The organism is Hymenobacter negativus, from assembly GCF_017571495.1.
Taxonomy (GTDB): Bacteria; Bacteroidota; Bacteroidia; order Cytophagales; family Hymenobacteraceae; genus Hymenobacter; species Hymenobacter negativus.
In genome coordinates this window covers 126,130-139,226 of sequence record NZ_JAGETZ010000002.1, presented here as the reverse complement: position 1 = coordinate 139,226, position 13,097 = coordinate 126,130, and the positions used below count along the sequence as shown (strand labels likewise).

Below are 13,097 nucleotides of genomic sequence, written 5' to 3'. Positions count from 1 at the left end.
ATCTATTGCCGTTTTGTCCCCACTTGTCAGTGTTCTTAAAAGCCACCCCCAGCGCCTTTGTCGCTGCCTTGGGCCTGTTTGCCGCCCTTGCCCTGCCCGCCTGTAAAACCAACCCCAACGAGGGTGAAAATGGCGGTAATGCCGCCAACGACAGCGTCGCCAACAAGCCCGCTCCCGTTGACACCATCAAACTCAAGGCCATGGCCATGCGCCGCGATTCGCTCAAGGCCGACTCCATTGCCCGGAAAAATGGTCAATTGCCGGGTGCCATCCTGCCGGGCCACCGCATCGTGGCGTTTTATGGCAACATCCGCTCGAAAGGCATGGGTATTTTGGGTCGTGAGCCCAAGGACCAGATGTTCCGCAAGTTTGAGGGCGTGCTGAAGGAGTGGCAGGCCGCCGACCCCAGCATTCCGGTGCAGCCCGCTCTGCACAACGTGACCATCACGGCCCAAGGCACGGCCGGCAAAGACGGCAAATGGCGCCTGATGAACTCCAGCGCTACAATTGACGAAGTTATTTCCTGGGCCCGGGAGCACAAATGCATCCTCTTTCTGGACGTGCAGCCCGGCCACAGCACCCTGCAAGCGGAGCTCCCCAAGCTGGAGAAATACCTGAAGCAGCCTGACATCCACCTGGGCATCGACCCCGAGTTTTCGCTGGCCACCATGCCCGGCGTGCGCCCCAACCAGCGCATCGGCACCCTCGATGCCAAGGATGTGAACTTCACGGTCAACTTCCTGGCGCGCATCGTGAGCGAGAACCACCTGCCCCCCAAGGTGCTCACCGTACACCGCTTCACCCGGAAGATGATTTCCAACTACAAAAACATCAAGCTTGACCCCCGCGTGCAGATTGTAATGCACATGGACGGCCACGGCGACCCCACCCTGAAAAAGGATTCGTACGATGCCTACATCAAAGCGGAGCCGGTGCAGTACACGGGTTTCAAGCTGTTCTACGAGTACGATGCCCGGCCCAAGCCCCACCACATCATGACTCCCAGCGAGGTTATCGCCCTCAAACCTTCTCCACTTTATATTCAGTATCAGTAAGGTCCAGTGGTTATTGTGAGGGGAGCGCGCCAATCCGCCCTGCCCTTCAACGAACCATCACCATCGAAAAAGCCCCGGCTCTGCGTAGAGTCGGGGCTTTTTCGATGGTGATATCACAAATCAGGGCTCATCATATTGGGAGGACGAATTGCTATGCTCTCCTCGCAACGATGGGCACGTGCTTAGTGCGCGGCGTTCAGGTCTATTTTCTCGGCGGTATTGGCGCGCTTGATGAGCAACACCAGCGGCAGGCATACCACGAAGAATAGGCCAATCATGGCGAACACCTGTGAGTAAGTGATAATGGATACCTGCTTCATCAGAATGCCTTCGAGGGCCGCGTAGGCCTGCCGCTGGGCTTGCTCCATGGTGAAGCCGTGCGACATGAAGTTCTGCGTGAAAGCTTGGATGCGCTGCACCGTGGCGTTGTCGTAGAGCGAAATGTGGGCCAGCGGGCTGATGCGGTTCTGGGCAATGCTACGCTCCAGGTACGTGCCCACAATGGCCACGCCGAACGAGCCACCGAGCTGGCGAATCATGCCGGTGAGGCCGGCGGCCTGGCCAGCGTCTTTGCCTTTGAGGCCCGCCAGGCTCATGGTGGTGATGGGTAGGAAGATGAGGCCCATGCCCAACCCGCGCACCATCAGGGGCCAGAAGAAGTCAGATTCGCCGGCGGTGGGCGAAATGACGTTGGCCATCCAGAACGTGAAACCGAAGAAAATGAGGAAGCCCACCGGAATCATCACCTTTTGCGGCACGCCGGCCTGTAGCATCTTGCCAATAACGGGCATCATGAAGCCGGAAGCCAGGGCGCCGGGCAGCAGCATATAGCCCGTTTGGGCGGCTGTGAAGCCCAGAATACGCTGGGTGAAAATAGGAAGGATAAACACCGAGGCAAACATGCCGAAGCCCAGCACGAACGACAACACCGAGCCCACGGCCAGGTTGCGGCTCTTGCCCAGCACACGCAGGTCTACGATGGGTGCCTTGGCCGTGAGTTCGCGAACGATGAAGCCAATGAGGCCGATGGCCGCCAGCAGCGCGAAGCTGTTGATGTAAGCGCTTTCAAACCAGTCCTCGGTTTCGCCCTGCTCCAGCACCAGCTGCAGCGAGCCAACACCCAGAATCAGCAGGAAAATGCCGGCCCAGTCAATCTCGCTCAGCGGGCGAGGAATGGCGTTTTTGATGCGCTCGGGGTCGCGGATGAACAAGGCCGTGAAAATGGCGGCCAGAATGCCCACTGGTACGTTCACGTAGAAAATCCAGGGCCAGTCGTAGTTGTCCACGATGTAGCCGCCGAGCGTGGGGCCGATGGTGGGGCCAATAATTACACCCATGCCAAACAGGGCCTGGCCCAGCGGCAGCTGCTTAGGCGGGAAGGTGTCAATCAGGATGGCCTGCGAAGTGGCCATGAGTGCACCGCCACCGATGCCCTGGATAAAGCGGAAGGCCACCAGCTCCCACAGGTTGGTGCTCTGGCCGCAAGCCATCGAGGAAAGCGTGAACAACACCACGGAGAAGAAGAAGTAGTTCTTGCGTCCGAACTGCTCGGCCAGGAAGCCGGTCATCGGAATCACAATCACGTTGGCGATGCCGTAGGCGGCCACCACCCAAGTCACTTCCTGCTGCGTGGCCGAGAGGTTGCCCATCATCTGGGTCAGGGCCACGTTCACGATGCTGGTATCAATCAGCTCGAGCAACACGCAGAGGACCACCGTTACAACGATAATCCACTTGGTAAATCCGGTTTCCATTAACTAAATGTTTAAGAGTTAAAAAGGCCGTCATGCTAAGCAAAGTCGAAGCATCTCCATCGCGTAACTAATCTTAATCTGATTGAATTACGACTGCGGTAGAGATGCTTCGACTTTGCTTAGCATGACGGCCGCTTGGCCCGTTGCCTTCAACTATTTCACCTGCACCACCGCATTCACGCTCATGCCGGCGCGCAGGGGGTGCTGGGGGTCTACTTTATCCAGGGCAATGCGCACCGGAATCCGCTGGGTCACTTTCACGAAGTTGCCGCTGGCGTTGTCGGGGGGCAGCAAGGCGAAGCGGGCGCCGGTAGCGGCCGACAGCGACTCGATGTGGCCGTTGAATTCCTCGTTGGGATAGGCATCTACTTCCAGTTTCACCGGCTGGCCCACTTTCATGTCTTCCAGCTGAGTTTCCTTAAAGTTGGCCACCACCCAGGTGCGGGCGCTGCCCACGATACCGAAGAGCTGCTGGCCGGGCCCTACTACTTGGCCAGGCTGCACGTTCTTCTTGCTGATGATGCCATCCTGCGGCGCGGCGATGGTGGTGTAGCTCAGCTGGAGCTTGGCGTTGTCGAGGTCAGCTTGGCGCTGTTTCACCACGGCTTGAGCCACGGCAATCTGCTGCTCGGCGGCAGCTACCTGCTGGCGGGCTACGTTCACCTGGTCGGTGGCGGTGGCGCGCTGGGCGGCGGTGGATTTCAAGTTGGCCTGCACGGCATCGTACTCACTCTGCGGAATGATGTCCTGCTGGCGCAGGAAGGTGCTGCGCTTCAAGTCTTTCTGCAGCCGCTCCTGGTTAGCCTGGCTCACGCCGATGCCGGTTTGAGCAGTGCGCACGTTGGCTTGGGCGGTGGCTACACCGGCGCGGGCGGCCGTTACCTGGGCCTGGGCGGCGAAGAGGGCGGCTTCAGCAGCATTCACGCGCTGCTGGTAGTCGGCGGGGTCAATAGTCACGAGAACCTGGCCCTTTTTCACGGGAATGTTGTCGTCCACTTTCACATCCAGCACCGGGCCGCCCACGCGGGGCAGCACTGGGTACACGTCGCCTTCTACTTGAGCGTCGTCGGTGCTTTCGTGGGCTTTGGCAAACTGGTAGCGGGTGAAGCCATAATAGCCGCCAACCAGCAGCACCAGGGCCAGGATGATAAAGACAAGCGGGTTACGCTTCTTGGGCTCCTCAATCGGCTCGGTTTCAGTCGAGGCCGCGTTTGGGTAGGGAGCGGGGGTATTTTGAACGTCGGGGGCGGTTTGGGTCTGGGCCATCTTAACTTAGAATTAAGAATGAGGAATTAAGAATGAAGAATTACGAAGGGAAAGGGGAGAACGGAGACATATCAGAGTGAAGCAACACAGATGGTTAACTCTTCACTCCTCATTCTTCATTCCTCATTAAGCAGTAGGGAGCGGGGCCCGGACCAGCAGCGTAGCGCACTGTGCGGTGCGCAATACGATTTCGGCGGTGGTACCCATTAGGAAGCGCGTGAGGCCCGTTTGACCGTGTGCGCCAATAACAATTAAATCAGCTTGTTGGCGGCTGGCTTCGGCCACAATTTCGGGGGCTGCTTCGCCCCGCACCATGCCGGTGTGCACATGGGCCACGCCGGCGTCTTCGGCCGAGGCACGCAGGGCCTGCATCCGGTCTTTACAGGGCGCAAAAACCGTGGCATCGGGCTGCTGGCCGGTGGGGTCCTCCTGGGGCTCGCACACATGCAGCAGCCGCAGCTCGGCGCCCATTGCCACGGCCAGCGCCGCAGCGTAGGCCACCAGCTCTGCCGATGCGGCCGAGAAATCAAGCGGACAAAGAATGGTCATTTTTTTAGAGTTAATGGGTAGTGGTTAGTGATTAATGGACGGTGGAATAATTCGAATTAACAGAATTAATGCATTGATAATAAATGATTAAATACTAACAGATAATCACTAACCACTAAAAAACTTATTGCCATATCTGCTCGCCGGTAGCGCGCTTCAGCTGATACTGGCCGAGGGTATAGTTGTACATGGCTTGCGCACGGGCTAGGCGGGCCTGCGACAGCTGGGTTTCGGCGTCGAGCACGTCAAGGTTCTGGCCCACGCCGTAGCGGTAGCGGCCCTGGGCGCGGGTGAGGGCGTCGGAGGCCTGGGCTACTTGCTGCTCGGCGTTGCTGAGGCGGGCCTGGCTGAATTCCATGTTGTTGACCGCCTGGCGCACGTCGGCACGGATTTGCTCCTGCGTATCGGCGGTGCGGGCCACGGCGGCGCGGGCATTGGCGGCGGCTTCTACCCGCTGCTTCTTATTCTTGTTGCCGTCGTAAATCGGTACCGACAATTGCAGCACACCCACCGTGTTAAATCGAATCCGGTCGATGTCGGGCAAGATGTAGCCGTTTTTGCCGCCGGCCTGCACGCCCGCACCAAGGCTGGGCATGTTGCTCTTCTCGATGAGGCGGGCTTGCAGCGCGGCCGTGTTTTCGGCGTCGCGGGCCAGCTTCACTTCGGGGCGGTTGTTGCTGGCTTTGGTCAGCTCGGCCTGCATGTCTACGGGCTGGGGCTCGTAAGCCAGGCGGCCTTTCACCGGAATATCGGCCTGCTCGGGCTTATGCAACAGGCGGGCCAGCTGCACCTGCTGGTTGCGGAGCTGGTTTTGCAGGTCGAGCTTGGTGTTTTCAGCCTGCGTGATGCGCACATCGGTAGTTGTCACGTCGAATTTGGTGCTTACGCCGCCTTCCACACGCTTCTGCATTTCGTTGCGGTGGGCTTGTAGGGAAGCAATTTGCTGGTCTTGCACCCGAATGCTCTCGCGCATGAACAGGATGTTGTAGTACACCTGCGCCGCGTTGAAGGCCAGGTCGCGCCGGGCCACCGTGATGTTGTCCTGCGCCGTTTGCACCTGCGATTCGGCCACGCGTACTGTGGCGTCGTTCTTGCCGAAATCGAGCAGCAGGTACTGTGCCGTGACGTGGAAATCGTAGTTATTATTGGGGGCAAACTGCAGCGTCTCACCGTTGAAGGGCAGCTTCACCACCGGGTCGATGCGAGTGTAAGTGGCCGTACCGGTTATCTGGGGCAGGAAGCCGGCTCGCGTCTGGCTCAGGCGGCTGGTGGCTGCATTCGACAGCTCGGTGAGGTTGGTGATGCCGGGGTTGGCATCGAGAACAGCTTGTACGGTTGCGCCAAGGTTCAGAGAGTCGCTGGCCAGGCCAATGGCCTGAGCGGCAGCCGGCACGCCGGGTTGGTTTTGCGCCAGCGCCGGCTGAGCCAGCACTAGGCCGCCGAAGAGCGACAAACCGGCAAAACCTTTCAGTGATTGAGAAGAAAACATAAGGCCAAGTGGCATAGGGTGTGCGCAGCCTTTACCGAAAGCCATGCCAGCACCATCGCGGAATAAGTTTTTCACGTATATTCATTGAATACTAGATAATTAAAAATAAGTTTCGCTGGTTTATGATGTACCGGCATGAATAGCTCGACCGAGTATATTCCTTAAATAGTAGGAATTGCCTTATTTTTGCTCCTGTTATTTAAGGAGATTTTAATGTGCGGCGAACTTTAAGTCGCCGTAAGAAGCTAGCTTTTCAACAAGCCCGGCCCGGCGGTGCCAGCGAAAGCTTACCGCACTGCACATGCCCACGACCGACGAAACCCTTTTGCTCCACCTCAACGAAGCCATCGCAACTATCCGCGATAAGGATTCGTTGTTCAAAGTGGTGACGACCAAGCTGCGGCTCATCTTTCCATTCGACCTCATCGGCATCAACGTCTTCGATGAGACATTGCAGTACAAGCGCTTGTTCCTACGCGACTACTACGGCGTGGACGAAGCCCCGGCCGTGCCCCCCGGCATGGAGCAGTTTTCGCCCATTGCCGGCACGCCCATCGAATTGCTGGTGGCCGACCCGCGCGTGCGGCAGTTCACGCCCCAGGAGTACATGTGCAACTACCCGGACTACGCGCCTTACAATAAGTTTGAAAAGCTGGGCGTGACGCACCTCACGGCCGTGCCGTTGCACCTTGGCGGGCGCCTCACGGGCTTTCTCACCCTGGCCTCGCGCCGTAACCCCAACCTGACGCCTGCCGACGAAAGGCTGTTGGAAAAAATTGGCTCCCTCATCGCGGTGGCTGTTACCAACACGCTGGCCTTTGAGGAGGTAGCCCGCCGCGAGCAGGAACGTACGCTGCAGCTCAACATCACCAACGCCCTGCTCAGCATCAAGCAGCGCGAGCCCCTGTTCCGGGCCGTAGCCGAAGCCCTGAGCCAAGTAGTGGCCTTCGAATACTTCGGCCTGCGGGTGCAGCGGGCCGGCAAGCAGGAGGCCTTTGAGGGCTTTGCTGAGTTTTCGCGGCTGAGCGAGGAGCCCGGCACCCCACTCCAGGCCCTCGACCCCAACCGCCAGAATGGCCTCAATCAGCTCGATACCTCGAACATGTATCAGCAAATGAACGAGCTGCTGCAAGAGGCCGGCCTGTACGCCGCCAATGATTTCCGGGCCCTGGCGCAGCGCTACCCGCTGCTGCGCCGCGTGTACGAGGAATACGGTACGCGCGCCATGCTCATCGCGCCCATCTGGGAGCGGGCCGATGGCGCAGCCGTGCTCATCCTGGCCTCACCCAACCCCCTGGCGTTCCGGCCCGATGACCTGTCTACCGTGCTGGCCCTCACGCCCCAGATTGCGCTGGCCCTGGAAAACCTGTTCGCTTTCGAGCAGATTGAGGCCCTCAAAGCCCAGGTAGAGGAGGAGCGCACCTACCTGGTGGATGAAATCAATACCTCTGCCCGTTTCGGAGCCGATTCGGGCGCTTTTGTTGGCAGCGGCCCGGCCTTGCAGCTGGTGCAGCGCCGCATTGGCCTGGTGGCTCCCACCGATACCACCGTGCTGATATCCGGTGAAACCGGCACGGGCAAGGAGTTGGTAGCCCGTGAGTTGCACAACGCCTCGCCTCGCCACGCCCGCGCCCTTATCAAGCTCAACTGCGCCGCCCTGCCCGCCCAGCTTATTGAAAGCGAGTTGTTCGGCCACGAAAAAGGGGCCTTTACCGGAGCCGTGGAGCGCCGCATCGGCAAATTCGAGCTGGCCAACGGCGGCAGCATCTTCCTCGATGAAATCGGGGAGCTGCCCCTCGACCTGCAAGCCAAGCTGCTGCGGGTGTTGCAGGAAAAAGAGTTCGAGCGCCTGGGTGGCACCAAAGTGCTGCACTCCGATGCCCGCGTCATCGCCGCTACCAACCGCGTGCTGGCCGACGAGGTGGCCGCTGGGCGCTTCCGGGCCGATTTATATTATCGCCTCAACGTATTTCCCATCGAGCTGGCCCCGTTGCGCGAGCGTCGCGAAGACATTGAGCCGCTGCTGCGCCATTTCATCCAACGCCTGAGCAAACGCCTGGGCAAGCCCATCCGACAGGTCCGCCCCGATGATTTGGCCGCCCTGCAAGCCTACTCCTGGCCCGGTAATATCCGCGAACTGGAACACGTGCTGGAGCAGTCCATCATTGTGAGCCAGGGCCAGTTTCTGGAGTTTGCCGGCTTTGCCGGGGCCCCGCTGATGCTGGCGAACCCTGCCATATCAGCCGCTCCTTCTGCCGCGCCCATCAAAACGCTGAAGGAGCAGGAGCGCGACCACATTCTGGCCGCCTTGCAGTGCACCGGCGGCCGCGTGAGCGGTCCGCAAGGAGCCGCTTTGCTGCTGGATATCAATCCGAAAACCTTGGAGGCCCGCATGAAGAAGCTGGGCATCCGGCGCATGGTGGGTGTGTAGGGGCGGGGCTTGCGCTCGCGCCGATGTAATGATTTCGTTCAACCATGGGCGGGGCTGCGGGTACGACTCCGCTCCTACACCGTATTTCTACCCCAAATCCGCAGAATTACGCAGGGCAAAATCAGTAGTATTCCAAGCATAGCTTTCGAGGCATCGTCGTACTAAAGAGGACTTTCCACTTTACTGCTACGCTATGGAGCCTCAGGTGCTACCGCTCTACGCAATGATTCCGGCCACTACCACTAGCATGCCGACCAGCTACCCTTCCGGCGCCCGCCGCTTGGTGCACTGGCTGGCGGCGCTGCTGCTAACGAGCTGCTGCCTGAGCAGCTGCGCCACAGCTAAGTTGGGCGCAGCGGGCCGGAAGAAAGTACAGGGCAAAACCTACGTCATCATTGGCGCATCCAGTGGGTTCGGGCGGGGCATGGCCGAGCAGCTGGGCAGCTTCAAGGCTAATGTGGTACTGGCCGCTCGCCGCGCCGACGCACTGGAAGAAGTTGCCACGAAAATTCGGGCCGCCGGCGGTACGGCGCTGGTGGTACCCACCGACATCAGCAAGCCTGAGGAAGTACAGCATCTGGCTGAGGCCGCTGTGAAGCAGTTCGGCCGGGTCGATGTGTGGGTGAACGACGTGGGCGTGGGCGGCATCGGCAAGTTCTGGGACCTGCCCCTGGCCGACTACTCGCGCATGATTGACGTCAACCTGAAAGGCATCGTGTACGGCAGCCAGGTGGCCATCAAGCTATTCCAGGGCCAGGGCAGCGGCACGCTTATGAACCTGGGCTCGGTGGAAAGCCACGTGCCACTGGCCTACCACGCCGTGTACGCCGCCACCAAAGGGGCTGTTCGCAACCTCGACCAGGCCCTGCACCACGAGCTGCGCCTGCAGGGTTATAAGAATATCGAAGTGGTAACTATTGAGCCCTGGGCGGTGGACAGCCCTTTCTGGGGCCACGCGGCAAACTACAGCGGCGGCACGCCCCGCATGGCTGCCATGGACCCGCCGGCCAAGGTGGTGAATGCCATGGTGCGTGCCTCGGTGCGGCCCCGACAGGAGCTGCCGGTGGGCTGGAAGGCCAAAGGAGCGGTGTTTTCGCACCGGGTTGCGCCGCGTTTCACCGACCGCATTTCGGCCAATATCGACCACCACTATCAGCTGGAAACGGCCCCACCCGCCCCCGCCACGCCGGGCAGCCTCTACCAGCCCGTATCTAGTGGCCGGGGCATCGACGATGGTGTGCGCAAGCGGATGAAGGAGGAAAAGCGCCAGCGCAAAGCTGGTAAGGTGGCAGCCGCAGAGTAGGTTCTGAAGGTTGTATGAGTGGCTGAGCGCTTTAGCCTATCATGCTTCGGCTCCGCTTAGCATGATGCTTCTTTATAATCATCCGATTTACTCTGGCATGAAGCCATTCTGCCAGCTTCTAAGTTAGCGTAACCCCAGCTCGCAATATGAAGTTGAATGGGTTCCCTTTCCATCTTCCTGCTTCATGCGCCTCCTTCCATCCTTTGTCATTGCGGTTACCTTGCTGACCGGTGCTTCCGCCGCTGCTCAAAACGTGCCGCCGCCCGCCACGCCCTTCCGCATGACGGGCAACATCTACCTGCCCAACAAACTGCCTGCTACCGACGCCCGCGTGGCGGCCCTGAAAGTACCCGCCGGCTTCACCATCACCAAATATGCCGAGGGCCTCGACCTGCCCCGTATGCTGGCCCAGGCTCCCAACGGCGACCTCTACGTGAGCAACCGCGTGAAGGGCACCATCACCTTGCTGCGCGATGCCAATAAGGACGGCAAGGCTGAAGTAGTGCGCCAGGTTGCCCAAAAGCCCCATTTGCACGGCCTGGCCCTGAAAGATGGTAAGCTTTACCTCAGTGCCATTCGGGAGGTTTACGTGGCGGATGTGCTGCCTGACGGCGGGCTGAGTGAGCCCAAAATCCTCTATAAAGACCTGCCCGATGCTGGCCAGCACGCCAACCGCGTCCTGCACTTTGGCCCCGATGGCCAGCTTTACCTGTCAGTGGGCAGTACCTGCAATGCCTGCGACGAGGACAACCCCGAAAACGCGACCATTCTAGTGCTGAAAACCGATGGCTCGGGTCGTAGCGTGTACGCCCATGGCTTGCGCAATACTATTGGATTCGACTGGCACCCGGCCACCGGCCAGCTCTTCGGCATGGACCACGGCATCGACTGGCTCGGCGATGAGGACCAGATGGAGGAGCTCAACCTAATAAAGCAGGACGCGGGCTACGGCTGGCCATCCATCATCGCCGACGGCAAGCACTACCCCGCCAACAAACCCAAGAGCGGCGAAACCTACGAGCAGTTCGACGCTAAAAACCAGCGCCCCCTGCTACTCTACAAAGCCCATTCAGCGCCATTAGGCCTGGTTTTCAATAAGGGGGCGCAGTTTCCTGCCGCCTATAAAAACGATGCCTTCGTAACCATGCACGGCTCCTGGAACCGCGCCCAGCCCTCAGGCTACAAAATCGTGCGCGTGCACTTCGACGCGCAGGGCAAGCCTGAGAAGTTCGAGGATTTTATCACCGGTTTCCTGGTCGAAAATGACAAGTCGGAGTTTGGCAGGCCCTGCGGCCTCATCCAAGCCAACGATGGCTCGCTGCTGATGAGCGACGATGATAACGGCGTGATTTACCGCGTGGCCTACAAGAAATAGAGTCAATAATTGGGTCTTGCCTTGCTTTCAGGGCTGGCGGTAGAGCACACCGCCTTTCATCACGAGGCGTACTTGGCGCAGAGCGGCTACGTCCTGGGTTGGGTCGCCAGCCACTGCCACCAAGTCGGCTAGTAGGCCAGGGGCGAGGTGGCCCCGGTCGGCGAGGTGGAAAATGCGGGCGTTGCCGCTAGTAGCCTGTCGCAGCACTTGCAGCGGCGAGAGTTGATAATCACTCACCAGCAACTCCATTTCCCGGGCATTGTCGCCGTGGGCAAATACGCCCACGTCACCACCCATTGCCAACGCCACGCCTACTTTTACGGCAGCGGCCATGCTCGTGTGCTTTTGCTGAATGCGCAGTGGTACCGAGTCGATGCCCTTGTGCCAGCCCTTGTATTGGGCAGAAGCATCGCCAGCGGCCACGGTGGGACACAGCGCGATGCCGTGCTGCTTCATCAGCGCGAAGATTTCGGGAGTGCCGCCGTCGCCGTGCTCAATGGTTTCGACGCCAGCCAGGATGGCGCGGCGCATGCCTTCCGGCGTGACGGCGTGGGCCACTACACCCCGGCCGGCGGAGCGCGCCGTCTGCACAATCAGGGACAGCTCTTCCTGCGAAAAGGTGGGCTGCGTGGTCCCATTCGGGCCCCAATGGTAGTCGGCGTACACTTTAATGAGGTCGGCTCCCTTGCCCATCTGTTCGCGTACCGCCCGGATGATGCCGTCGACACCATCGGCTTCCTGGGCGCCCTGGGGCACGTCTTCATCCACCGAAAGCTTAGGCCCGTAGCTGCCGGTGGCCACCAGGGCACGGGTGGCTACTAATAGGCGCGGCCCCGGGATGATGCCCTGGTCGATGGCGGATTTCAGCCCCACGTCCGCGTAGTCCGCGCCTTCGGTGCCGAGGTCACGGGCCGTGGTGAACCCCGCCAGCAGCGTGCGCTCGGCGTGAACAGTGGCGCGGGCCACCCGCAACGCCTGCGATTCCAGTAGGACTTGGTCGTTCCAGCTGGTTTCGTTGTACGGGTGCAGTAGCAGATGCGAATGTCCTTCAATCAGCCCGGGGAGCAGGGTGAGGCCGGGCAGGTCGAGAATACGAACTCCCGGCGGGGCTGTGACCTGTGCTACAGGGCCCACAGCCGTGAGCTTGCTGTTTTCAACCAGCACCGCCCACCCTTCGTGGCGGTCCTGACCATCGAACACCGCGGCCGGGCGCAGCAATATTGTGGTAGGGCCCGGAGCCTGGGACTGGGCATGCCCAAATGGCCCGGTTAGTAACGCCAGTACCAGCAGAGTCAGTTTCTTCATAGCAACCGGCAAGGTAGCGCGGCGCGCTCAATGCATTTCTTGCTAATGAAGTGCCTTATTTCCAGGCGTGCAGCAGCCGTCGCACCAAGATGATTTCGCCGGTGTGGTAGGCGTTGTGGTCGCCGATGAGCAGGGCTTCGCGTAGGATGGTTTGGCCTGTGCCGTGGGGCAGGGGTGTGAGCAAGTCGGTGGCCGGGTTTTGCAGCAGTTCGATGAAGCGCCGGCGGTCGGCCTGGATTTGGTCCAGGGTGCGCTGCCAAAGGGCTTCGTCGGCGGTAGCGTCTTTAGCGGGCCAGTAGCCAGCCGGCCACTCCGGCGATTCGTGCTCCTCGCCAAGCGAAAATTCAAGAATGTCCCACTGCGCGATGCGCACGTGCTCCACCAATTGCCAGATGGTGTAGGGCACATCGGGTACGTGCTGGTTCCAGATTTCGGGTGAGAGGCCAGCCGTGGCTTCTTCGAAAGTGGCGTGGGCGTTGCCCTTCGTGAGCAGGCTGACTAATTCGGCTACGAGGGGTTCGCGGGTGGACTTCTCCATAGAAAAGAATTGCTACAATTTTGAAAAGAGTG

General features: G+C 60.0%; 10 protein-coding genes. 4 read left to right on the top strand and 6 right to left on the bottom strand.

Annotated elements, in window-relative coordinates:
* Positions 1-29: 29 nt before the first annotated feature.
* Positions 30-1,055, top strand: coding sequence for a hypothetical protein (locus J4E00_RS04810; RefSeq protein ID WP_317196597.1), 1,026 nt, complete (start codon positions 30-32; stop codon positions 1,053-1,055).
* A 182-nt stretch (positions 1,056-1,237) separates the two neighbouring features.
* Here the strand turns inward: J4E00_RS04810 and J4E00_RS04805 are convergent, their stop codons facing one another.
* From J4E00_RS04805 to J4E00_RS04790, 4 genes are all read right to left on the bottom strand, one after another.
* Positions 1,238-2,809 carry a DHA2 family efflux MFS transporter permease subunit gene (locus tag J4E00_RS04805; RefSeq protein ID WP_208173897.1) on the bottom strand — a complete coding sequence of 524 codons (1,572 nt, stop codon included), beginning with the start codon at positions 2,807-2,809 and terminating at the stop codon, positions 1,238-1,240.
* Positions 2,810-2,962: 153 nt separating this feature from the next.
* Positions 2,963-4,075 (bottom strand): HlyD family secretion protein, encoded by a 1,113-nt coding sequence (locus tag J4E00_RS04800; protein WP_208173896.1) that lies wholly within the window; start codon positions 4,073-4,075, stop codon positions 2,963-2,965.
* Positions 4,076-4,201: 126 nt separating this feature from the next.
* Positions 4,202-4,624 carry a universal stress protein gene (locus J4E00_RS04795; protein ID WP_208173895.1) on the bottom strand — a complete coding sequence of 141 codons (423 nt, stop codon included), beginning with the start codon at positions 4,622-4,624 and terminating at the stop codon, positions 4,202-4,204.
* A 124-nt stretch (positions 4,625-4,748) separates the two neighbouring features.
* Positions 4,749-6,113, bottom strand: coding sequence for a TolC family protein (locus J4E00_RS04790; RefSeq protein ID WP_208173894.1), 1,365 nt, complete (start codon positions 6,111-6,113; stop codon positions 4,749-4,751).
* A gap of 301 nt (positions 6,114-6,414) precedes the next feature.
* Between J4E00_RS04790 and J4E00_RS04785 the strand changes: the two genes are divergently transcribed.
* The 3 genes from J4E00_RS04785 (at position 6,415) to J4E00_RS04775 (ending at position 11,222) form a co-directional block, all read left to right on the top strand.
* Positions 6,415-8,544: a sigma 54-interacting transcriptional regulator gene (locus J4E00_RS04785; RefSeq protein ID WP_208173893.1), complete on the top strand. Its 2,130-nt coding sequence runs from the start codon at positions 6,415-6,417 to the stop codon at positions 8,542-8,544.
* 193 nt (positions 8,545-8,737) lie between these two features.
* A complete protein-coding gene (locus J4E00_RS04780) occupies positions 8,738-9,847 on the top strand; it encodes an SDR family NAD(P)-dependent oxidoreductase (protein ID WP_236049483.1) in 1,110 nt (369 codons plus the stop codon).
* A gap of 184 nt (positions 9,848-10,031) precedes the next feature.
* The gene (locus J4E00_RS04775; protein ID WP_208173892.1) at positions 10,032-11,222 is read left to right on the top strand and encodes a PQQ-dependent sugar dehydrogenase; all 1,191 of its coding nucleotides are present in this window, start codon (positions 10,032-10,034) and stop codon (positions 11,220-11,222) included.
* Positions 11,223-11,249: 27 nt separating this feature from the next.
* Here J4E00_RS04775 and J4E00_RS04770 read toward each other — a convergent pair whose 3' ends face one another.
* The gene (locus J4E00_RS04770) at positions 11,250-12,527 is read right to left on the bottom strand and encodes a metal-dependent hydrolase family protein (protein ID WP_208173891.1); all 1,278 of its coding nucleotides are present in this window, start codon (positions 12,525-12,527) and stop codon (positions 11,250-11,252) included.
* A gap of 55 nt (positions 12,528-12,582) precedes the next feature.
* The gene (locus J4E00_RS04765; protein ID WP_208173890.1) at positions 12,583-13,065 is read right to left on the bottom strand and encodes a DinB family protein; all 483 of its coding nucleotides are present in this window, start codon (positions 13,063-13,065) and stop codon (positions 12,583-12,585) included.
* Positions 13,066-13,097 lie beyond the last annotated feature (32 nt).